Annotated in this window: 18 protein-coding genes and 4 tRNA genes; 7 read left to right on the top strand and 15 right to left on the bottom strand. The window is 26.3% G+C overall.

Annotated features, from left to right (window positions below):
• Nucleotides 1–79: 79 nt before the first annotated feature.
• From rpoB to LDP10_RS01070, 11 genes are all read right to left on the bottom strand, one after another.
• Complete coding sequence (rpoB, locus tag LDP10_RS01120) at nt 80–4,108, bottom strand: DNA-directed RNA polymerase subunit beta (RefSeq protein ID WP_265196905.1); 4,029 nt, start codon at nt 4,106–4,108, stop codon at nt 80–82.
• A 279-nt stretch (nt 4,109–4,387) separates the two neighbouring features.
• Entirely contained in the window at nt 4,388–4,759 is a 372-nt protein-coding gene (gene rplL / locus LDP10_RS01115; RefSeq protein ID WP_265196904.1) for a 50S ribosomal protein L7/L12, read from the bottom strand.
• 69 nt (nt 4,760–4,828) lie between these two features.
• The gene (gene rplJ, locus LDP10_RS01110; protein ID WP_265196903.1) at nt 4,829–5,326 is read right to left on the bottom strand and encodes a 50S ribosomal protein L10; all 498 of its coding nucleotides are present in this window, start codon (nt 5,324–5,326) and stop codon (nt 4,829–4,831) included.
• 255 nt (nt 5,327–5,581) lie between these two features.
• Entirely contained in the window at nt 5,582–6,277 is a 696-nt protein-coding gene (gene rplA / locus LDP10_RS01105; RefSeq protein WP_265196902.1) for a 50S ribosomal protein L1, read from the bottom strand.
• 2 nt (nt 6,278–6,279) lie between these two features.
• Nucleotides 6,280–6,708 (bottom strand): 50S ribosomal protein L11, encoded by a 429-nt coding sequence (gene rplK, locus LDP10_RS01100; protein ID WP_265196901.1) that lies wholly within the window; start codon nt 6,706–6,708, stop codon nt 6,280–6,282.
• A gap of 122 nt (nt 6,709–6,830) precedes the next feature.
• Nucleotides 6,831–7,376 carry a transcription termination/antitermination protein NusG gene (nusG, locus tag LDP10_RS01095; RefSeq protein ID WP_265196900.1) on the bottom strand — a complete coding sequence of 182 codons (546 nt, stop codon included), beginning with the start codon at nt 7,374–7,376 and terminating at the stop codon, nt 6,831–6,833.
• A gap of 1 nt (nt 7,377) precedes the next feature.
• A complete protein-coding gene (gene secE, locus LDP10_RS03555) occupies nt 7,378–7,629 on the bottom strand; it encodes a preprotein translocase subunit SecE (protein WP_414734435.1) in 252 nt (83 codons plus the stop codon).
• A gap of 528 nt (nt 7,630–8,157) precedes the next feature.
• Nucleotides 8,158–8,230: transfer RNA gene (locus LDP10_RS01085), tRNA-Thr, on the bottom strand.
• Nucleotides 8,231–8,244: 14 nt separating this feature from the next.
• Nucleotides 8,245–8,316, bottom strand: a tRNA-Gly gene (locus LDP10_RS01080).
• A gap of 50 nt (nt 8,317–8,366) precedes the next feature.
• Nucleotides 8,367–8,448, bottom strand: a tRNA-Tyr gene (locus LDP10_RS01075).
• Between the two features lie 14 nt (nt 8,449–8,462).
• A tRNA-Thr gene (locus LDP10_RS01070) sits at nt 8,463–8,535 on the bottom strand.
• Between the two features lie 895 nt (nt 8,536–9,430).
• On the opposite strand from LDP10_RS01070, the gene metF reads away from it, so the two are divergent.
• The 5 genes from metF to cysE all read left to right on the top strand — a co-directional run bounded on the left by metF (nt 9,431) and on the right by cysE (nt 16,013).
• A complete protein-coding gene (metF, locus tag LDP10_RS01065) occupies nt 9,431–10,318 on the top strand; it encodes a methylenetetrahydrofolate reductase (protein WP_265196898.1) in 888 nt (295 codons plus the stop codon).
• A 1,655-nt stretch (nt 10,319–11,973) separates the two neighbouring features.
• Nucleotides 11,974–12,126, top strand: coding sequence for a hypothetical protein (locus LDP10_RS01060; protein WP_265196897.1), 153 nt, complete (start codon nt 11,974–11,976; stop codon nt 12,124–12,126).
• A gap of 195 nt (nt 12,127–12,321) precedes the next feature.
• Nucleotides 12,322–13,536 carry an argininosuccinate synthase gene (locus tag LDP10_RS01055; RefSeq protein ID WP_265196896.1) on the top strand — a complete coding sequence of 405 codons (1,215 nt, stop codon included), beginning with the start codon at nt 12,322–12,324 and terminating at the stop codon, nt 13,534–13,536.
• 67 nt (nt 13,537–13,603) lie between these two features.
• On the top strand, nt 13,604–14,971 hold the full coding sequence (gene argH, locus LDP10_RS01050; protein ID WP_265196895.1) for an argininosuccinate lyase: 1,368 nt from the start codon (nt 13,604–13,606) through the stop codon (nt 14,969–14,971).
• A gap of 295 nt (nt 14,972–15,266) precedes the next feature.
• Complete coding sequence (gene cysE / locus LDP10_RS01045; protein ID WP_265196894.1) at nt 15,267–16,013, top strand: serine O-acetyltransferase; 747 nt, start codon at nt 15,267–15,269, stop codon at nt 16,011–16,013.
• 287 nt (nt 16,014–16,300) lie between these two features.
• Here the strand turns inward: cysE and rpoD are convergent, their stop codons facing one another.
• From rpoD to rpsU, 3 genes are all read right to left on the bottom strand, one after another.
• Entirely contained in the window at nt 16,301–18,139 is a 1,839-nt protein-coding gene (gene rpoD / locus LDP10_RS01040; RefSeq protein ID WP_265196893.1) for an RNA polymerase sigma factor RpoD, read from the bottom strand.
• Nucleotides 18,140–18,317: 178 nt separating this feature from the next.
• Nucleotides 18,318–20,063 (bottom strand): DNA primase, encoded by a 1,746-nt coding sequence (gene dnaG / locus LDP10_RS01035; protein ID WP_265196892.1) that lies wholly within the window; start codon nt 20,061–20,063, stop codon nt 18,318–18,320.
• 74 nt (nt 20,064–20,137) lie between these two features.
• Entirely contained in the window at nt 20,138–20,353 is a 216-nt protein-coding gene (gene rpsU / locus LDP10_RS01030; RefSeq protein ID WP_265196891.1) for a 30S ribosomal protein S21, read from the bottom strand.
• A 263-nt stretch (nt 20,354–20,616) separates the two neighbouring features.
• Here rpsU and tsaD point away from each other — a divergent pair, with 263 nt between their 5' ends.
• Complete coding sequence (gene tsaD, locus LDP10_RS01025) at nt 20,617–21,633, top strand: tRNA (adenosine(37)-N6)-threonylcarbamoyltransferase complex transferase subunit TsaD (protein WP_265196890.1); 1,017 nt, start codon at nt 20,617–20,619, stop codon at nt 21,631–21,633.
• A gap of 71 nt (nt 21,634–21,704) precedes the next feature.
• On the opposite strand, the gene ribB is transcribed toward tsaD, so the two are convergent.
• Nucleotides 21,705–22,337 (bottom strand): 3,4-dihydroxy-2-butanone-4-phosphate synthase, encoded by a 633-nt coding sequence (gene ribB / locus LDP10_RS01020; RefSeq protein ID WP_265196889.1) that lies wholly within the window; start codon nt 22,335–22,337, stop codon nt 21,705–21,707.
• A gap of 574 nt (nt 22,338–22,911) precedes the next feature.
• Between ribB and LDP10_RS01015 the strand changes: the two genes are divergently transcribed.
• Nucleotides 22,912–24,135: a multifunctional CCA addition/repair protein gene (locus LDP10_RS01015; RefSeq protein WP_265196888.1), complete on the top strand. Its 1,224-nt coding sequence runs from the start codon at nt 22,912–22,914 to the stop codon at nt 24,133–24,135.
• The last annotated feature ends 311 nt before the right edge of the window (nt 24,136–24,446 follow it).

Genomic DNA, 24,446 nt, shown 5'->3' with positions numbered 1-24,446 from the left:
TGGCTCCCGTCTGAGTAAACAGTTCAAGAGAATACGAATAAAAATTAAATTTATAGTAGTTGGTATGTATTGGAAAGCTTTATTCATTTTCAAGTTCAATATTAATGCCTAATGATCTAATTTCCTTTAATAAAACGTTAAATGATTCTGGCATTCCTGGTTCCATTTTGTGATTACCGTCTACAATATTTTTATACATTTTTGTTCGTCCATTTACATCATCAGATTTTACAGTTAGCATCTCTTGTAAAGTATAAGAAGCTCCATATGCCTCTAGTGCCCAAACTTCCATTTCTCCAAAACGTTGTCCACCAAATTGAGCTTTTCCACCTAAGGGTTGTTGTGTTACTAAACTATAGGATCCTGTTGATCTAGCATGCATTTTATCGTCTACTAAGTGATTTAGTTTCAACATATACATATATCCAACAGTCACAGGTCTTTCAAATTTTTCTCCGGTTCGTCCGTCAAAAAGTATGATTTGTCCAGATGAAGGAAGATCGGCTAATTCTAATAGTTTTTTAATTTCACTTTCTTTAGCACCGTCAAACACAGGTGTTGCAATAGGAATACCTTTTTTAAAATTTTTTGCCAAAACCAGTATTTCTTTATCAGAAAAATTAGAAAAATTAATTTTTTGACGAATGTTTTCTCCTATATTAAATGCCTTTTGAATAAATTTACGTAAATTTTCAACTTTTTCTTTTTTATTCAACATATAATTAATTTTATCGCCTAATCCTTTAGCAGCTAAGCCTAGATGTGTTTCTAAAATTTGACCAATGTTCATTCTAGAAGGTACCCCTAATGGGTTAAGAACAATATCTATCGGGATTCCATATTGGTCGTAAGGCATATCTTCAATAGGATTAATTTTAGAAATAACTCCTTTGTTGCCGTGTCTTCCTGCCATTTTATCACCGGGTTGAATATGTCTCTTTACAGCTAAATATACTTTAACTATTTTTAAAACTCCGGGAGATAAATCATCTCCTTGAACAATTTTTTTATGATTTTCTTCTAGTTTTTTTTCAAATTCTTTTTTTAATGAATTATATTGTTTACTTAATTTTTCTAATATTTTTCGATTTTTATCGTTATTTAATTTTATTTTTAGCCATTCTTCTTTGGATAATGTATGTAGTTCTTCTTTGGAAATTCCAGAATGTATCAAATGATTGTATATATGAATAAAAAGACTAGATTCAAATATTTTTAATTCTTCTGTAAGATCTTTTTTTACCTTTTTTAACTGCATATCTTCAATTTCTAAAGCTCTTTTATCTTTTTCTACGCCATCTCGTGTAAAAATTTGTAAATCAATTACTGTACCTGATACTCCATTTGGTACACGTAATGAAGAATCTTTAACATCTGAAGCTTTTTCTCCAAAAATAGCGCGTAGTAATTTTTCTTCTGGTGTTAATTGTGTTTCTCCTTTTGGCGTCACTTTTCCGACAAGTATGTCTCCTTCTGTAACTTCGGCTCCAATATATACAATTCCTGATTCGTCTAATTTAGATAATGCAGCTTCTCCTACATTTGGTATATCTGATGTAATTTCTTCAGATCCTAGTTTAGTATCCCGAGAAATACATGCTAGTTCTTGAATATGAATAGTTGTAAATTTATTTTTTTGTACTACTTTTTCTGAAATAAGTATGGAGTCTTCAAAGTTGTAACCATTCCAAGGCATAAAAGCTACTCGCATGTTTTGACCTAAAGCAAGTTCGCCTAAATCAGTAGATGGACCATCGGCTAATACATCTCCTGATTCAACTAGTTCTTTAAATTGAACACAAGGAATTTGATTTATGCAAGTATTTTGATTAGAACGCGTATATTTGTTTAAATTATATATATCGATTCCAGCTTCACCTGTAAGCATTTCTTTTTCTTTAACTTTAATAACAATACGAGATGCATCAATATATTGTACTATACCACCACGTTTAGCTACTACTGTTACTCCGGAATCTACAGCAACAGCTCTTTCCATTCCAGTTCCTACTAAAGGTTTTTCTGATCTTAGAGTCGGTACTGCTTGTCTTTGCATATTTGCACCCATTAAAGCACGATTTGCATCATCATGTTCTAGAAAAGGGATTAAAGAAGCACCAACCGACACAATTTGTTGGGTAGACACATCCATAAAGTTGACTTGATCAGGATGGAATAAACTGGACTCTCCTTTGTGACGACAAGTAACTAAATCATCAATAAATATATTTTGAGAATTAAGATTAGTATTTGCTTGTGCAATAATATAATTACCTTCTTCGATAGCAGATAAGTACTGTATTTCATTGGTTACTGTGTTGTTTTTTACTTTTCTGTATGGTGTTTCTAAAAAACCATATTTATTGGTACGAGCATAAACCGATAATGAATTAATTAATCCTATATTTGGTCCTTCTGGTGTTTCAATAGGGCACACTCGACCATAATGAGTAGGATGTACATCCCGTACTTCGAATCCAGCTCTTTCTCTTGTTAATCCACCAATTCCTAGAGCAGATATTCTACGTTTGTGCGTAATTTCAGATAAAGGATTATTTTGATCCATAAATTGAGATAATTGACTGGATCCAAAAAACTCTTTTACAGCAGAAGAAATCGGTTTAGCATTGATCATGTCTTGAGGCATTATAGTATCGAGATCACCCAATGATAATCTTTCTTTTACTGCTCTTTCTACCCGAACTAAACCTATTCGAAATTGATTTTCAGCCATTTCGCCGACAGATCTAATACGACGATTTCCTAAATGATCGATATCATCTATTTCTCCTTTCCCGTTGCGAATATCTATTAGTTTTTTTATAACATCTACGATATCTTCTTTACTAAGAGTACCTGATCCTATTATTTCTTTACGTGACAGAGATCGATTGAATTTCATTCTTCCTACCGGTGAAAGATCGTATCTTTCTTCAGAAAAAAATAGATTTATAAAAAGATTTTCTGCGGCTTCTCTTGTAGGAGGTTCACCTGGTCTCATCATGCGATAAATTTCTACTAAAGCACTCAATTTATCGTGAGTTTGATCTATTTTTAATGTTTCTGAAATATATGGACCGTGGTCTAAATCATTAGTGAAAATAGTTTCTATGGTGCTATATCCGTTTTGTATTATTTTTTCTAATATTTCAAGAGAAATTGCTGTATTTGAGAGAACAATAGGTTGATTGTTTTTATGATCGAAGTAATTTTTAGCAATAATTTTATTAATTATATATTCAATCGGTACTTCAATTTTTTTTATGTTGTCTTTTTTTAATTTTCTTATGTGGTGAGCGGTAATACGACTTCCTTTTTTTACGTAAATTTTCTCATATGATTTTATATCGAAAGAAGCTGTTTCACCACGAAGTCTTTCAGGGACTAATGTCATTTCTATTCTTTTTTCAAAGAATTGATAAACATTTATTTTAAAAAATAAATTAATTATATCTTCTGTAGAGTAATTAAGAGCTCTTAAAAGAATCGTAACAGGTAGTTTTCTTCTACGATCGATACGTACAAATAAATTATCTTTAGGATCGAATTCAAAATCTAACCAAGATCCTCGGTAAGGTATGATACGAGCGTTATATAAGACTTTTCCGGAAGAATGAGTTTTCCCTTTATCGCTATCAAAAAAAACACCTGGACTACGATGTAATTGTGACACAACAACCCTTTCTGTACCATTAATAATAAATGTACCATTTTCAGTCATAAGGGGAATTTCACCCATATATACTTCTTGTTCTTTAATATCTTTTACAGTGGCTTCTAAAGATTCTCTTTCATAAATTATTAAACGTAATTTAACGCGTAATGGAGCAGAAAAAGTAGCTCCTCGTATTTGACATTCTTTTACGTTAAAAATAGTCTGACCTAAACGATAACTGACATATTGTAGTTCAGCATTACCACTATAGCTTCTAATAGGAAAGATAGAACGAAAAGCAGCTTCTAATCCGTGTTGACCTTCCGGATCTTGTTTAATAAATTTTTGAAATGAATCTAATTGGATAGAAAGTAGATAAGGTATATCTAAAATTTGTGATCTTTTTCCAAAATCTTTACGAATTCTTTTTTTTTCGGTATAAGAGTAAACCATGAGGTTCCTTAGCTAGCTGATCAGTTAAACTACTTTGTTTATTTTTTATAAATAATAGTTAGTCGATCTAATTTTTAAATTAAGATTATTTGAAATAGAAACTTATAAATGAAATAATATTCATTTAATCTATAATCAGATTTTTAAGATAAAAATAATAAATAATAATAATTTGAAATTAAATAATTTAAATTATTTTGTATTTTAATTAAGACAGGCTGGTGGCTGATGATTATGGCCACCAGTATTTATAAATTGAATTTATTTAATAATAATTAATCATTTAATTTCTACTTCAGCACCAGCATTCTCTAATATTTTTTTCAAGGATTCAGATTCGTCTTTGTTAACATTTTCTTTGATAAGAGTGGGAGCGGATTCAACTAAATCTTTGGCTTCTTTTAATCCTAATCCAGTGGCACTACGTACTGCTTTAATTACTGATACTTTATTTCCACCTATAGCTTTTAAGAATACATTAAATTCTGTTTTTTCTTCTATAGATATATCAGTTTGTCCTGTTGTAGCATTAGTGTTTATAGCATTTGCTGAAACACCAAATTTTTCTTCCATAGCTGATATTAGCTCAATAACATTTTTTACAGACATTTCTGCTATGGCTTCTAGAATTTGTTCTTTATTAATTGACATAAAAGTATTCCTAACAAAAATCAGAAGTAGTGTATGTAGTATCTGGTATATCGAAAATTTATTAAGAGTTTAATTATTTGTTTTCTTATTAGATATAACAGATAAAGTACGAATTAGTTTTCCTGCAGCAAGTTCTTTTATCAAGGATATAAAAATAATTATAGCTTCTTTGTAAGTAGGCATGTCTGCAAGTTGGTTGACTTGTAATTGGGATAATATTTGTTTTTCAAAAACACCACTGGTAATTTTAAAATTTTTATTTTTTTTTGCAAAATTTTTAAATAACCTTGCTGCACTGCCTGCATGTTCAAAAGAATAGGCAATGAGAGAAGGGCCTTTTAATGTATTTTTAAGACATTCAAAAGATGTTCCTTGAATAGCTAAATTTAATAATGTGTTTCGTACAACGCTAATTTTTACTCCAATGTCGCGACTTAATTTTCTTAACTCCGTTATATTATTGGTAGTGATACCTCGAGAATCAGCTATTATAACTGATAATGCCATGTTGGCTGTTTTATTGATTTTAGCAACAATTTCTTTTTTATTCTGAAGGCTTAATGGCATTTACATTGTGCTCCTAGATTTTATTTATGTCATTGATAATATGAATATTTTATGTATCATATATAAAAAGAACTAAAAGCATTAATTAAAGTTAAAAATGTTTTTTTTATTTACAATATATACAATTTTTTTATATTTTAAGTGAAATTATATATAAAATTGTATTTTATAAATTAAATTAATTTTTAATATTCATAAATCAAAGGGGCAGTTATTATAAATAATTTTTTTTCTAGCGTAAAGTATAAATATTTTTTAGTTTAACGTAGATAGATCAATTTTTAATCCAGCTCCCATTGTTGTAGATAAAAAAATTTTTTTTATATATAATCCCTTAGTTTGTGAAGGTTTTATTTTATTTAAAGATAGTAAAAGTGAATTCAAATTTTCTTTTATATTTTTTTCTAAAAAATTAATTTTTCCGATAGTTGTGTGGACAATGCCATTTTTGTCGTTACGATAACGAATTTGTCCTATTTTAGTGTTTTTTACTGTTTCAAAAATCTTTTCAGTTACTGTTCCTAATTTTGGATTTGGCATTAAGCCTCGAGGTCCTAATATTGCTCCTAGTTGACCAACTACTTTCATGGAATCTGGAGAAGCAATAATTATATCAAAATTTATTTTTTTATTTTTTATTTTTTCTGCTAAATCTTCTAATCCAATAAAATCAGCATCGGCAGAAATAGCTTCTTTAATATATTTTTCATTATTAGTAAAAACAGCGACTTTAATTGTACGTCCGATTCCGTGAGGTAATAAAGTGTAACCACGAATGTTTTGTTCTGATTTTTTAGCATCAATACCTAAATGAATAGATACATCAACACTTTCATTAAATTTTTTAGTTGAAAATTTTTTTAATATAAAAATCCCTTCGTTGATGTGATAATGTTTTTTATAATCGATATTATTTCTTATTAGCATCATTTTTTTTGTTAGTTTTGACATATTTACTCCTCTACTGTTAAACCCATAGAATAAGCTGTTCCTGTTATTGATTTAGCCATTTTTTCGAGGGTAGAACCAGTCATATCTATTTTTTTCATTGAGGCTATTTCTAAAATTTGTTTTTTGGTAATTTTCCCAACTTTTTCTTGATTAGGTTTTCCTGAACCTGATTTGATTCCTGCTATTTTTTTTAGTAAAACAGAGGCTGGTGGAGTTTTTGTGATAAAAGAGAATGAACGGTCGGTATATACGGTAATAATAACTGGTATTGGTAGTCCTTTTTCTATTTTTTCTGTTTTTACATTGAAAGATTTACAAAATTCCATAATATTTACCCCTTTTTGTCCTAAGGCAGGGCCTACTGGAGGACTGGGATTAGCCATACCTGCTGAAACCTGTAATTTAATGTAAGCTTGTATTTTTTTAGCCATAAAATTTTTGCCGTGTGTGTGTAAATAGTATGTTGGTATTTTTATTTATTCAATTTTATTTGATAATGATCAATTAATTACATTTAAAAAACGTTTTTTATATTATTAATGCGAGTAAAATTTTAATTTTTTTCCACTTGTCCAAAGTCCAATTCAACAGGAGTTGCTCTGCCAAATATAGAAACAGACACTTTTAATCTATTTTTGTCGTAATCTACTTCTTCTACTACACCGTTAAAATCTGAAAATGGACCATTATTAACTCTAATTGTTTCGCCTGGTTCAAATAATGTTTTTGGTCTAGGTTTGTCACCAATCTTCCTTAATCTAGTAATGATGGTGTCTACTTCTTTATCACTAATTGGGGAAGGTCGATCTGATGTTCCTCCGACAAACCCCATTACTCGAGGGACACTACGTACCAAATGCCAACTTAGTTCATTCATAACCATTTGAACTAAAACGTATCCTGGAAAAAATTTATATTCGCTTTTTTTCCGTTGTCCACTTCGAATTTCTATTACTTCTTCACTTGGCACCATAATTTCTCCAAAAAATTTTTCCATATTATTTAATTTTACGTGTTCTCGTATGGATTGTGCTATTCTATTCTCAAAACCAGAAAACGCTTGTAGTACGTACCAGCGTTTTTTTTGATTATCATGCATCTCATAACCTCAGGTTAGTGATAAATGATACCAAATGGAATAGAATATTATCTATTCCCCATATTAGCAATGACATTATCACAGTGACTATGGAAACGATAAAAGTGGTATACAATGTTTCTTTTTTATTGGGCCAAATTATTTTTTTTATTTCGTGTTTTGATTCAGTGATGAGCAATAATACTTTTTTTCCTGTTTTTGTGTACAAAAAAACAAAAAATGCTGAACAAATTAGACATAAATTACATAACATCCGGAATATGAATGTTACATCAGAGAACAAAAAATTATAAATAATTGTTGTAAATAGTATAATAAATATGCTGAACCATTGTAATATTTTTATATTTTTGATGTTTTTTTTTAAATGACTATTAAAATGCATAAATAATCCTAAAATCTATAAAATTGAAGATTATATATTTATATAACTGGAAAATTTCAATATCAAATAAATTATGTTGATTTAATATTCTTTTTTAATATTTTTAAAATATAATGGTATTAGAATGTAAAACTTTATCTAAGAATTAAAATTTTTTTGTTTTTAAGTAATTATTTATTTTACAAAATAAATATGATCTTAACCATATTTATGCATAAATTTTTATTCTATTTTTAATTAAATATCGTAAGAGTGGGATTATATAATAAATTATATTGAGGGAATATTTTAGATTAGTAATAAATAGTTCCTGTAAAGAATATTAAAAAATTAATATATCATAATTTTTATTTTTTGTATTTGTTTTTATAAAAAATATTTATTAAAATAAAATTATGCTGATACCCAGATTTGAACTGGGGACCTCACCCTTACCATGGGTGCGCTCTACCTACTGAGCCATATCAGCTATTATTTTTATTGAGCGGACAGCGGGAATCGAACCCGCATCATCAGCTTGGAAGGCTGAGATAATAACCTTTATACGATGTCCGCTTTATTTATCATAAATGTTTAAAATATTATTTTTACTTAAAACATAATATTGGTGGGAGAAGGATTCGAACCTTCGAAGTCTATGACGGCAGATTTACAGTCTGCTCCCTTTAACCACTCGGGAATCCCACCTTAATTTTTTATAATGCCGGCTACCGGAATCGAACTGGTGACCTACTGATTACAAGTCAGTTGCTCTACCTGCTGAGCTAAGCCGGCTTGTTGAATATATATCTGAAATATATATATTACGTATGGATTTGTTTTTATGCAATAGAAATTTCAAAAATATTTTTAATTAAAAAATGGAATATATAATTTTTTATAATATTTGTTTATTTACATTTTCTATAAGGTAGCATATGAATAATTTTAAAAAAATATGATATTAGAAATAATTATCAATTTTATGTATATTTGTATTACGTTAATAGTTTTTTTAAAATATTTTTAAATTTTTGAAATAATAAGTTTATGTGTTAAAAAATGTATTTCATTTGTTTTTTATTGGTGAGATTACCATTAATTGACATACAGTAAATAGGTTAAAGATGTTTAAGCAATATTCTTATATTTTACATATTATTTTTAGATTAAATCTAATTATAAAACACTGATTTTTAAAGTAGTTTTGTGTCTGAATATTGTAAATTTAATGAAAATATTTTTGCAATTTTTTATTATTTTATTTTTATATATTTTAAAAAAATTTATTTTATTTGCATGTTGAAAATATTTTTCCAAATTATTAATTTTATTCTATTATTGATTAGAAACATTAGTGTTTTAAAATAATATCAATAATTTACGTTATAAAAATATTTTTAAGTTTTTTTGATATTTTATATGAAATATAATATATATTATTAAAGTCCTATTTTAAGTAGTATTATTGCTTAAATAGAAATGTAAATTAGACATTTTATATATAAATAATTAAATAATATCGATAAAAATTTAATTTTTAATTTGATTTTTCTGATTTAATCAAAAATTGAATCAAGAATATCTGGTAACGAAAATTATAAATTATTATTGTATATATTGAGTGATTATTAATTTTATATTTTGGGTATATTATTTTACTAAAAAATAATTGATGAGATTAAAAATTATGAAAAATATTGATCAAAGTAAAAGAGAAATGTTTAATCAAAATTTATTAGATTTAAAAGATAAAATAAATATTTCATTTGAGTTTTTCCCTCCTAAAAATGTTTCTTTAGAAAAAAATTTATGGTCTTCTGTTAATAAATTAAGTGTTTTAAAACCTGTTTTTTTTTCAGTAACATATGGTGCTAATAGTGGTGAACGTGATCGTACTTATACTATCGTAAAAGAGATTAAAGAACGTACAGGCGTTTCGGTAGCTCCGCATTTAACATGTATAGATGCTACTGATGAAGAATTAAAAATGATAGCTAAACATTATTGGAAGAATGGGATTAGACATGTAGTAGCGTTGCGGGGAGATCAGTTAAAACAAACGAAAAGAATGAAAAGACATGCTTTAAATTTAGTTAAATTATTGAAAGATGTTGCTGATTTTGATATTTCAGTTGCTGCTTATCCTGAAGTTCATCCGGAAGCAAAAGATGCGCTATCTGATTTAATGAATTTAAAAAGAAAAGTTGATGCTGGAGCTAACAGAGCTATTACTCAATTTTTTTTTGATGTAGAATGTTATTTGCGTTTTCGTGATCTTTGTTTTAAAAATGGTATTAATATTAAAATTATTCCCGGTATTTTCCCAATATTTGATTTTCAAAAATTAAAACAATTTTCTAAAATGACTAATGTAAATATTCCTATATTTATGCATAAAATGTTCGAAGGATTAGATAATGATTTGGAAACAAGTAAAATGATTGGATCATATATATCAATAAATATGATTAAAAAATTATATTTTGAAGGAGTAAAAGATTTTCATTTTTATACTTTGAACAGATCAGATGTTATTTATGCTGTTTGTCATATATTAAGACAAAAAATATTTTAAATTAAAAGTAATTTATTCTTAAAATATTAATGAGATATATTTTTTTAGGTTAGATATATATTAAAGATAAGTATCTTTATTTATTATATATAAATTTAATTTATAAATTTATATTTTGTATTTTTCGGTGAAGTTATTTCATTTTATGGTAAATATTACTTAAATACATTTTAAAAATTATAAAATATTTTTTATTATATGTTAGTAGATTTAACAAATAAATTTTCAAGAATTAATTAATTCTACGATAAAAATTAATCATTTTGAAATGAAAAATAAATATTTTAAAATTAACAGAGTTAATTAAATTTTGTATATTAATTGATAATGTTTATTTTTATTTTCAACGTATTTTAAATTAAAAGATTAATCTATTTTTTTATTATTTTAGATAATTTATTGGCATTAAAATATAATTTACAAAAGTTATAAAAAGGATTTTTTTTTTATTATTTAAATATTTCTGTTTATTATAAATATTAGTAGAAAATACGTATATTTTTTTATTTTTACAATAATATTAAGATATATAACAATTTCTTATTTATAAAATTATTAGATATGGAATTTACAATTTTTTTATTTAAATTTAATTTTTAAATTTAATGGATTATACTCATATCAATTTTTTTATATTAAATATGAAACATAAATTAAGCATTATTAATTATGATTATTTAAAATAATATATTTTAAGTTACGTTATAGTAAATTTACCATATATCAGGTTATAGTGCAGATGTATATATTTGTTAAATTTTTTGTAAATGTTTTTTTAGTATTTTTATACTATTATTTATAATAATTTTTTTGTATTTATACAGATTATTATCCAACGCGTAAAATATTTAGTGATTAACAATATTGATCAATTTGATTTAATAGGAATAAATTTTTTTAATAATTTTTTAAAGCAATTTAATAATATTGTGGATATTAAATATTTTTTATACATGTAAAAATTTGCTTTATTTTATAATTTTTTATTTATTTTTTTGGGTATAAATTTTTATTTATAATATTTTATCTATTAATTTAGTAGGTATATGATTATTTTTAATATTTTTAATGTAAGATGAATATTGTTATTTATAAGGATTATTTATCTGAAGGAATTGTGTTTGAAGGAAGACGATATTTTATTTTTTTAGTAATATTATTATTAATTTAATTAATAGATTTTTTTATTATGATAAATAATATTTTTAGTCATAAAATTAGGCAGTATTCTATTAGGAAACAAAAATGGTATAATACATTCATTTAAACTATGAATTGACTGTTTTATCATTTACAGTAATTCTTATTTTTTGTCATTGATGTAAAAGGTATTTTTACTAATCAATTTATGTTTAAATTATTTTTTTTTATTTAAATAGCATGGTTTTAAATTATCTATGTTGAAAAAATAGATAATATTATTGGAATTTTTAAGTGGGAAAGTAAACAAAATTTTATTTCTTTAAGTTAAAAATACGTAATAAATGTCATAGGGAGATATGTTTCTAATAGGAACAGTATTTAAATTAGTGGTTAAAATGGATTTAGATTATGTTGGTATTCATATATTTAGTTTCTTGTTTTATTGAAAAATTTTATCTAAAAACGTTTTACTAATTGCCATTTTGATAGAAAGTGAGCATTAGATAAAGTTCATGAATGTTAATTTAGATTTAGTTAATATAGTTTTGGGAATGATGTTATGTTATAAGATATCACTTAATTTTTTATCAAATTGTATTGTTATTTTATACGGTGACGGTAATTTGACAAAAAAAAATATGTTTTTTCGTGTATTTATTGATTAATAAACATATTTTTCTGGATAAAATGTTTGTAAAATTTGATATTTTTCCATAATTTTTTTTATTTATTAGGTCATGTGATACATGTTGCTGATATTTAAAATTTTGGAAAATTGATATCTATGTTTCATAAAAAATCAACAGGAAATTGTATTTTTAGTAAAATGAATTTTAAATATTGAGGAAATTATTTTGTTTATGAATAAAGATCAGGATAAAATTGTTGTACTTGCTTATTCTGGAGGTCTAGACACATCAGCTATTATACCATGGTTAAAGGAAAATTACAATGTTAAAGTGGTAGCTTTTGTTGCAGATTTAGGTCAGAATAAAAAAGAACTAGAAAAAATTGAAGAAAAAGCATTGAAATCAGGAGCTGATAAATGCTTTATTATGGATTTGCGAGAAGAGTTTGTTAGGGATTATGTGTATCCGGTATTAAAGACTGGTGCTTTATATGAAGGAAGTTACTTACTAGGTACCGCTATGGCGCGTCCTGTTATTGCTCAAGCACAAGTTAATCTTGCATTAAAATTAGGCGCTGAATTTTTATGTCATGGTGCTACAGGAAAAGGTAATGATCAAGTACGTTTTGAAACGACTTATGCAGCTTTAGCTCCTCATTTAAAAGTTATTGCACCATGGCGAGAATGGAAATTACGTTCTCGAGAGTCTTTATTAAAATATTTAAGTGAAAAAAATATTCCTACTACAGCTACGTTAGAAAAAATATATAGTAGAGATGAAAATATTTGGCATATTTCAACAGAAGGAGGAATGCTTGAAGATACATGGAATATTTCTAATCAAGATTGTTGGGCATGGACAACAGATCCTAAATTAGCTCCTGTAAAATCTGAATATGTATTGATTACAGTTAAACAAGGTTGTGTTATAGCAGTAAACAATCAGCGATTAAGTCCTGTAAAATGTTTAGAAGAGTTAAATAAAATTGGCGCTAAACATGGGGTGGGTCGTGTTGATATTGTAGAAAATAGGTTAATCGGTATGAAATCTAGAGGTTGCTATGAAACACCAGGAGGTACGATAATGTCGACGGCATTACGAGCAATAGAACAATTAGTTCTAGATCGTGAAAGTTTTAAATGGAGAGAAAATATAGGATTAGAAATGTCTTCAGTAGTTTATGATGGACGTTGGTTTGCTCCTTTACGTCAATCTCTTCAAGCTGCTGCCGATAGTTTATCTAACGATATTAGTGGTGAAGTAGGTTTAGAATTATATAAAGGTACAGTAGTTGCTGTACAGAAAAAATCTCCTAATTCTTTATATTCTAAAGATTTTGTAACATTTGGAGAAGATGAAGTTTACCATCAGTCAGATGCAAAAGGATTTATTAGACTTTTTTCTTTATCTGATCGTATTCGTGCGATAAAAAAACAAAAAAAATGATTTTTTATATTAATTTATAATAAGTTAATTTAATAATTTGTTGTTTATAAATAAGTAGGTTAAGATTATGGCACTATGGGGTGGTCGATTTACGCAATTACCTAACCAGTATTTTAAAAAATTTAATAATTCTTTGCATATTGATTGTCGCTTGGTAGAAGAAGATATATTAGGATCAATAGCGTGGTCTAAATCTCTTATGATGACCAATGTGTTAACGTTAATAGAACAAAAAAAAATAGAAGATGCTTTAATTGTATTATTAAAAGAAGTAAGAAACAATTCTAATAAAATATTGAGTAGTGACGTAGAAGATATTCATACTTGGGTAGAACTAGAATTAGTAAAAAAGATAGGCTCACTTGGCAAGAAGTTACATACCGGTCGTAGTAGAAATGATCAAGTTTCTACGGATTTAAAATTATGGTGTAAGTCTCAAATAAATATTTTATTGGATGGGATTTATAAACTTAAAAAGTCATTACTTTTTCTTGCAGAAGAAACACAAAATGTGATTATGCCAGGATATACCCATTTACAAAGAGCTCAACCTATCACGTTTGCTTATTGGTGTTTAGCTTATATAGAAATGTTTAAAAGAGATACGAGTAGATTAAAAGATGCATTCACAAGAATAGATATTAGTCCTTTAGGTAGCGGAGCTTTATCTGGTACAAGTTGGAATATTGATCGAGAAAAATTAGCGTATAATTTAGGTTTTTCTTCAGCGACAAATAATAGTTTAGATAGTGTTTCTGATAGAGATTATGTTGTTGAGTTAATATCGGTTGCTTCAATCAGTATGTTACATTTATCACGTTTTTCTGAAGATTTAATTTTTTTTAATTCCGGAGAAGCAAATTTTATTTCATTATCTGATGATGTAACATCCGGTTCTTCATTAATGCCTCAAAAAAAAAATCCAGATGCTCTAGAATTAATTCGAGGTAAAACTGGTCGTGTGTATGGCTCTTTGATAAGTATTTTAGTATTGTTGAAAGGTTTACCTCTAGCATATAATAAAGATATGCAAGAAGATAAAGAAGGATTGTTTGATGCATTAGATACTTGGAATAATTGTTTGCATATGTCTATTTTAGTTTTAAAGGGAATTAAAATAAATAAGTTTGTTTGTCGAGAAGCTGCAAAGAAAGGTTACTCCAATGCTACTGAATTGGCGGATTATCTAGTGCGAAAAAGTATACCTTTTCGTGATGCTCATCGTATTGTTGGAAAGATTGTATTAGAAGCAATAGAAAGAAACATATCACTGCAAGAAATAGATATTTTAACTTTTAAAAAACATTGCCCTGTTATTTCTTCTGATGTATATGACGTATTAGATTTATGTTCTATCATAAATAAAAAAAATTCTAAAGGCGGGGTTTCAAAGGAACAAGTATCTTGTGTTATTTCCGCATTGAAACATAAATAATCTTTATTTTATTTAATGTTTTTAAAATTGATTTCTAATTAAAATTGATAATTATTCATCGCGACATAAAAATATGTCGCGATATTTTTTATTACAAATAAAAAAAATTTAAATTTTTTAAAAGATGTGATTTAAAATATTTATTAACATTTTTTAGGTGTGATTTCAGGTTAGCTTAAATAAGAAAAATGTTTATTGAAAAATAATATAGTTTATGGTGAATGATTGAATCTAAAATTTTACTAAATCATTTTAATTTTTATTATTTTTTTTATTTTTTTTAGGAGGGAAAATTTTGCTTAAAGAAATTAATTTAGTATGGGAAAAAATACGGTCAGAAATAAAAATTATATCAGATAATGAACCTACATTGTCTAAATTTCATTATTTAATGGTATTACAGCATAAATCTTTTTTACAAGCATTAAGTTTTATTTTATCTAACAAATTGCAAAATAAAATGATTGTGGATTTTTTTTTACAAGATACTTTTGAAAAAGTGTATTTATCTGATTTGTCTTTACTAAAATCTGCTGTTAAAGACATATATGCTGTGTACAATCGAGATCCTGTAATAGATCACTATTCTACCATATTTTTATATTTAAAAGGTTTCCATGCTTTACAAATATATCGTATTAGTCATAAATTATGGAAAGTAGGACGTAAATCATTTGCATTATTTTTGCAAAATACAGTATCAGTATTATTTTCGGTCGATATTCATCCTGCTGCTGAAATTGGATATGGTATTATGTTAGATCATGCTACTGGTATTGTAATAGGAGAAACTGTTTTAGTAGAAAATAATGTTTCTATTTTACAATCTGTAACATTAGGTAGTACCGGGAAAATTACTGGGAAAAGACATCCTACTGTAAGGGAAGGAGTTATTATAGGAGCTGGAGCAAAGATTCTTGGAGATATAGAAATTGGCTCAAATTCTAAAATAGGTGCAGGTGCTGTTGTTTTAAATTCTATCCCTTCGCATAGTACAGCTGCTGGTGTTCCTGCTAGAATTATTTCTAAACCAATGTGTTAAATTAATGAGAATTTATTACTACTGATTTAATAGAATATAAGATTATTCATTATTTTATTTTAAAAATAATTAAATATTTATTTGTGATTTTATATGAGTAAAATTTATTATACAAATTTTCATATTTTGTTAAATTTAATATAGATGTAGATATAATTTTGAATATTACACAAAGATTCAATTTTAACATTATATTCATACTACTGTAGATCATAAAAATGCATTATAAATTTTTGTTTAAAACAACAACAAAGCTTTTTAAATAAAACAAGCTTTGTTGTTGTCTGTTAATCATCTAAAAAACTACGGAGTACTTCAGATCGGCTAGGATGTCTTAATTTTCTTAATGCTTTAGCTTCTATTTGTCTGATACGTTCACGTGTGACATCAAATTGTTTACCAACTTCTTCTAAAGTATGATCGGTATTCATATCAATACCAAAACGCATTCTTAAAACTTTGGCTTCTCTCGGAGTTAGGCCAGATAAAACATTATGAGTAGCAGAACGTAAACTTTCAGAAGTAGCAGAATCTAAAGGTAATTCTAATGTTGTATCTTCTATAAAATCACCTAAATGAGAATCATCATCGTCTCCAATAGGTGTTTCCATTGATATAGGTTCTTTTGCTATCTTTAACACTTTTCTTATCTTATCTTCTGGTATTAACATTCTTTCAGATAATTCTTCAGGTGTTGGCTCTCTTCCCATTTCTTGTAGCATTTGTCTGGAAACACGATTTAGTTTATTGATAGTTTCGATCATATGTACAGGAATACGAATAGTTCTAGCTTGATCAGCAATAGAACGAGTAATAGCTTGTCTAATCCACCAGGTGGCGTATGTTGAAAATTTATATCCTCTTCTATATTCAAATTTATCTACAGCTTTCATTAAACCTATATTTCCTTCTTGAATTAGATCTAAAAATTGTAATCCACGGTTAGTATATTTTTTTGCTATTGATATAACTAATCTTAAGTTTGCTTCTACCATTTCTTTTTTAGCTCTTCTGGCTTTAGCTTCTCCTATAGCCATTCTTTTATTGATATCTTTTACTTGTTCAATAGTTAATCCTGTTTCTTTTTCTATCTGAATTAATTTTTTTAAGATAAGATTAATATCTTCTTTTATTGAATACAATTTTTCAGACCATGGTTTTTTTTTATTTTTTATTAATTTTAACCAGTTAGTATCAGATTTTCTTTTTGCAAAAATATTAATAAAGTTTTTTTTTGGCATTTTACATTTTTCTACACATAGTTTCATAACTAAGCGTTCTTGTATTCTTACTCTTTCCATCATTTTTCGCATGTTATTTACCAAATAATCAAATTGTTTAGGAACTAATCTAAATTGTTTGAATATTTCTGATAAATTATTAATAGCGTTTAGTGAATCTTCATGATTTCTATTATTTTTTCTTATTGTAGTATTAGTAATGTTATATTGAGAATTTAATTCAACAAATTTTTCTTTAGCTAGTTCAGGATCAATATTGTTTTCATCTTCATTATCATCTTCTTCATCATTGTCATGATCTTCGTTGTTATGTTCTTCTTCTGGTAGTTCAGATCCAATATTTGTAGATATAGGAGAAAAAAATTCTTCTGCATTTGGATCTACAAATCCTGTAATTAGTTCAGATAATTTTATTTCACCAGATTCTACTCGATGATATTGTTCTAGAAGGTAACTAATAGCTTCTGGATATTCAGCCACTGAAGATTGAACTTGGTTAATTCCATCTTCTATTCTTTTTGCTATATCAATTTCACCTTCTCGTGTTAATAATTCTACAGTACCCATTTCACGCATGTACATGCGAACAGGATCAGTTGTTCGACCAAGTTCAGTTTCTACATTAGATAACACTTGTGCCGCTGCCTCAGCTGTATCTTCATCAGTATCTGTACTACTTTCGTTCAGTATAAGATCATCGGCATCGGGTGCTGCTTCTACTACTTGTATTCCCATATCATTAATCATTTGAATTATATCTTCGATTTGATCAGAATCAATTATGTCTTCTGGTAGATGATCGTTAACTTCAGCATAGGTCAAATAACCTTGCTCCTTTCCGTGAGTGACAAGTAGCTTAAGCTGTGATTGCGGGTTTTGCTCCATGAGACAGTATCCACATTTCTTTTGTTAATTTTTATTGGTAAAATCGATTGACTTATATTTTTGTCAATCATGAGCAGTTCTATGAACTGTTAAGATGTGTTTAATATTTTGACATGTTTTTTAAGATTTTTAAAATATAAAAACATATTTTTATCTAACTTATTGAAATTTCATGGAATTATATTCCTGCTAATTTTTTATTTATTGACCATAATTCTTTTTTTTCAGTATTATTTAATCCTTTTTTTCTTTCTTTATTTATTAAGAGTTCTTGTCTTATTTCTAATATTTTATTATACAGTCCACTTAATAAATCTAAAAATACGTTTTTTGTTTCTTTTTCGATTATCATGTGATCCCATTTAGCGAGTTTATATAAAACAGATATTATATCGGTATTTCTATATGCTTCTAATATTTGTCCTGTATTTGTTTTTGGATTATTTTTGCACATTTCAGTTAATTCTAAAAATAAAGTTAATCCTTTTATTTTTAAATTATTTAGTTGTTCAACAGAAGGTACGTTTTTTGCTAAATATGGGTTTTGAATTAATAAGGAAATTAGGATTCGCATTCTGTTTTGTTTTATTGGTTTAATACTATAATTTTCAATTTTTTTTTTGTTTTTAATGAACAATTGTTCTAATTGATTAAGATCTGGAATTCCTAATTTATGTGCTAATATTTGTTTCAAATAAATACGCATAGTTCCTCCTGGTATTAATTTAATTAATGGAACCGCTATTGCGCTTAAATAACTACGTCCTTCAATAGAGCTTAAATTAATGTTTTTTAACAATTTATGAAAAAGAAATTTTGATAAATTAGTTGCTTGATTAATTCTATTTTCAAAAGCTTTTTTACCTTCTTTTCTAACTATGGTATCTGGATCTTCGTCTTGAGGAAGAAATATAAATTTGATACTTTTTCCGTCTTGTATGTATGGTAAACTTTTTTTTAAAGTGCGCCATGCAGCTTCTTTTCCTGAGTTATCGCCATCGTAACAATAAATTATATTATTGGTAGTACGGAAAAGTAATTGTATGTGTTCGGAAGTTATTGAGGTTCCTAGTGAAGCTACTGCATAATTAATTTTAAATTGAGTAAGCATGATAACATCAATATATCCTTCAACGATCAATAATTTATCTGGTTTGGGGTATTTTTTTTTTATTTCATATAGACCATATAGTTGTCTGCTTTTATGAAAAATGTTTGTTTCTGGAGAATTAATATATTTTGGTTTTTTATTATCTAAATTTCTAGCACCAAATCCACTAATTCTCCCATAGTTATCTTTAATAGGGAATATGATTCTTCCTCTAAATCGATCATAAGGATATCCTTGCTTATTTAACATTAGTATCCCAGAATCAATAAGTGTGTTTCTATTTTTTTGATTTAATATAATTTTGTTTGACATGTTGTTCCATTCTTTTGGTGCAAAACCAATAGAAAAATCATTTATCATTTTCCCATTAATTCCTCTTTTTTTTAAGTAGAGATAAGCTTCATTGGTATTATCATTGACAATGTTTTTTTTATATATATCAGATATTGTTTTTAATAAGCAATATAATTCGTTTCTTTTATTATATTCATTTTTATTTTTTTTATAACCAATATTATAAGGTATAGTTAATCTATTTAAGATAGAAAGTGTTTCAATGCTTTCTATAAAAGTTAAATGTTCATAATTCATTAAAAAATCAATTACGTTTCCATGAGCATTGCAGCCAAAACAATAATAAAATTGCTTTTTATCATTTACTGTAAAAGATGGAGTTTTTTCATTATGGAAAGGACATTTAGCATGGTAATTTTGACCTTTTTTCTTTAATGGAATACGTGAATTAATAAGATCAATTATATTAGTTTTGATAAGTAATTCATCTATAAAAACTTTTGGTATTTTTCCTGTCATATATTTTATTTGTTCTTTTATAAAACACTGAAATGATAAAGTTTAACAGTGTTTTATTTTTATCATATTTAATGTTAGTACATGCGAATACGTTTTAAATTTTCTCTAGAAATTTTTTTTGCAAGACGTTTTATTGCGGATGCTTTTGCTCTTTTTCTTTCAGTAGTGGGTTTTTCATAAAATTCTCGACGTCTAATTTCAGCTAATATTCCGGCTTTTTCACAGGATCTTTTAAATCTGCGTAGAGCTATATCAAAAGGTTCATTTTCACGTACTTTAATAATAGGCATATTGTATTTACCTTATTTTAATACAAAATTAAAAAGAATGATTTTTACTTTACAATGTTAGAAACATAATATCAAAAAATGTGGTATTATAAATGTATTTTTTAAATATCTTATATATTATTTATTAATAATATACATTATATTTTTTTTAATATAAGATAATTAAATTAATTTATTTATTATATAAATATTTTTAGCATATATTAAATATTTTTACGTAAAATAGATGTGATTTTTTATATTGAAATTGCTTAAGGGGGAAAATGCGTGTATTAGGTATTGAAACGTCTTGTGATGATACTGGTATTGCAATTTACGATGATCGATTAGGTTTAATGGTTAATTTGTTACATAATCAATTTGATTTACATTCTAAATATGGAGGGATAGTTCCTGAGCTAGCAGCGCGTGCTCATATGGAAAAAACGGTACCTTTGATTAATAGAGCTTTAATGCAATCCGAATGTGATATAAAGTCTATTAGCGCTATTGCTTATGCTGCAGGTCCTGGACTAATGGGATCATTATTGATAGGTGCTTCTATTGGTCATGCTTTGTCATTTTCTTGGAATATACCTATTATCCCGGTAAATCATATGGAAGGACATTTATTATCACCAATGCTGGAAGAAAAAAAGGTAGAATTTCCGTTTATTGCTCTTCTTGTTTCTGGAGGACATACTCAATTAATTCAAGCATTTAAAATCGGTAGTTATAAGTTGTTAGGAGAATCACTGGATGATTCTGTTGGTGATGCTTTCGATAAAACTGCTAAATTATTAGGTTTAGGTTATCCTGGAGGACCTTCTTTATCTAAGATGGCAAAATATGGTACTCCTGGTCGTTTTAAATTACCAAGACCTATGATTAAATCTTCTGATTTAAATTTTAGTTTTTCAGGGTTGAAGACGTATACTTCTAATTTAATTAATAAGCAAAAAAAAGATTTTCAAACGCGTGCAGATATTGCTTATGAATTTGAATCAGCAGCAACTGATATATTGGTAATTAAATGTAAACGGGCATTGGAAAAAACCGGTTTGAATCGTATAGTTGTAGCTGGTGGAGTAAGCGCAAATGATTCTTTAAGAGAAAAAATTAAGTTGATGGCTATGTGTTGTGAAATTCAGGTTTTTTATGTAAGATCTGAATTGTGTACAGATAATGGAGCAATGATTGCTAATGTTGGTATGTTACGTTTTAAAGAAAGAAAACTTTCTAAATTAAATATTTTTGTTAGTCCTAATTGGTTGTTAAGTGATTTAAAATCCATAAAATAAAAATTTTATAATTTTTTAGAAATATTTTTTTTCATTTATATAAATTTTCCATTTTATGAATTGTAATTATGTTAATAAATATAATTTATTAAATCTTCGATAGTTAATACTGTCATATTTTTTAACTTTGCAAAATGGGTAATTTCGTGTATTTTTGACATAGATCCATCAGGATTAGTTAATTCACATAGTATTCCGTTTGGTTTTAATCCGGATATATTCATTAGTTCAATTGTAGCTTCTGTGTGTCCTTTTCTTTTTAATAATCCTTGTTGATGTGCCCGTAGTGGGAAAACGTGTCCAGGACGATTTAAATCGCTAGGTTTAGCTGTATCGGATGTAGCTGTAAGAATTGTAGTTAATCTATCTTTAGCTGATACGCCTGTAGATACTCCTTGGGCAGCTTCAATTGTAACTGTAAAGTTGGTGCTAAATTTGCTAGTATTATTTTTAACCATCATAGGTAATGCTAATTGTTTTCTTTTTGATTCAGTTATACATAAACAAACGATACCACTTCCGTATCTGATTGTGAGGGCTATTTGTTCTACAGTTAATGATTCGCATCCAAAAATTAAATCTCCTTCATTCTCTCTATCTACATCATCTAGTAATATAATGCCTTTACCTTGTTTTAATGAACGGATAGCATTTTTAACACGTTGTTTTTTATTTCCGAATTCATATAGTAAGGATTGATTCATGATTAAAAACCTGTATTAATATATTGATGGATGAAGAATATATATGTTATTTAAAATACGTACTATATCATTTTTGATTATAAATGTTATTAAAAAATAAATTATTATCATGTTTTTATTAGTATTTTAAAATAAATAATTTATTTTTTAATTTTAAATTAATAATATTTTTAAAATTTGTTATTAATAATAAATATTTTCCATTAATAATAAAAATATTATATATATGTAATTTATATATATCATATTTTATATTAATTATATATTAATATGTAATAAAATTACATTATTTTCTTTTTTATTATATTGATAAACATAATATTTATGTATGATGCGCATATATATAATAATTATATTATTATATATATGTTTATTTTATATAATAAAAATTTTTATATATTTTTAATATAGTTACATTAAAATATATATTTTATATAGTTTTTTATTAATATTATTTTGATAAAAATATTTTTATACTATTTTAATATATTTTTAATATTTAAAAATTTTAGTAATATATTCTTGGCATTATAGGTACGTAATGTATTTAATTAAAATTAATAGGATATATTTTATGAACATATATTTAGTAGGCGGTGCTGTTAGAGATAAATTATTACATTTATCGATTAAAGATAAAGATTGGGTGATTGTAGGTTCTAATGCTGAATTTTTACTTAGTAAAGGTTATAAACAAGTTGGTAAAGAATTTCCTGTTTTTATTCATCCGAAAACTCGTGAAGAGTATGCTTTAGCACGAACAGAAAGAAAATCAGGAATGGGTTATCATGGTTTTAAATTTAATTATTCTTCTAAAATAACGTTAGAAGAGGATTTAATTAGGAGAGATTTGACAATAAATGCTATTGCTCAAGATCAATATGGTAATTATATTGATCCGTGTAATGGGAAAAAAGATCTTAAATTGAGGATATTGCGTCATATTTCTAGTTCATTTAAAGAAGATCCGTTACGGGTATTGAGAGTTGCTCGATTTGCAGCTACTTTTAGTTATTTAGGATTTACAATTGCAAGAGAAACAATGTTATTTATGTCAGATATAGTTAAAAGTAGAGAATTATCTTATTTAAAAAATGAAAGGATTTGGAAAGAAACAGAAAAAGCTTTAATGACACCTCATCCACATGTTTATTTTCAGGTATTGCGTGATTGTCGAGCTTTGTCTATTTTGTTTCCTGAAATAGATAAATTATATTCTATTGGTTTTTCAGTACATATGAATAATTATATGGTGAATATAAATAATTTTTTTTTTATGGCTTTAGCGAAAGTGTCTAAGGTAAGTAAACAAATAGATATAAGATTTTCTTGTTTATGTCAATTTTTAAGCATCAGTTTTTCTTCTTTATGTAATAAAAAAAAATATGAATTTTATAACGATTTTTCTGCTTCCTTAATTAAAAGATTATGTAAGCGTTTACATGTTCCTTCTGATATTCAAGATTTAGCTATTTTGATTTCTGGTTTTGGTAATTTTTTATATAGTATTTTTTTTCAAACTACACAGTCTATTGTTATTTTTTTCGATCGTATTGATGCTTGGAGAAAACCTGAAAGAATAGATAAATTAGTAATTTTAATTGATTTTTATGCCGATTATTTAGGTTTAGTAAAATCAATTTCTTCTCCTGGTGCATATTTAAAAAGTATGTTTTTTATAGCGAAGAGTGTTTCTATTAAATCTATTGTACAATCAGGATTTACTGGAATTGGAATTAAGTCAGAATTAATGCGTTTAAGAATTATTTCAATTAATAAATGGCGTTTATTTTTTTAAGAGATACGTATATATATGTATCAGAAAATTGTTATTAAATAATAGTATCAATAATAATATATATATTGCTATGGACATAGATATATGATATTTGATCAGATAGTTTTATATATATTTAATATATTAAATAAGTATGATTAATTATCTTTTATGTTGAATTAGTAAATAATTAAAAAAAGAGAAAATTTAAAGATAAGAAATATTAATATAATAATATTATTATTAAATGTAATAATAATATAAGTTATATTACTTTTATGATAATTTATCACTTAGAGAGTGTTTTAGATTTTGATCTGAAGATATTTCTG

It is taken from the genome of Buchnera aphidicola (Pemphigus obesinymphae), from assembly GCF_026122815.1.
In the GTDB taxonomy this organism is placed as follows: Bacteria; Pseudomonadota; Gammaproteobacteria; order Enterobacterales; family Enterobacteriaceae; genus Buchnera_C; species Buchnera_C aphidicola_BJ.
The sequence above is the reverse complement of the archived record's forward strand: the minus strand, read 5'-3'. Positions and strand labels throughout refer to the sequence as shown.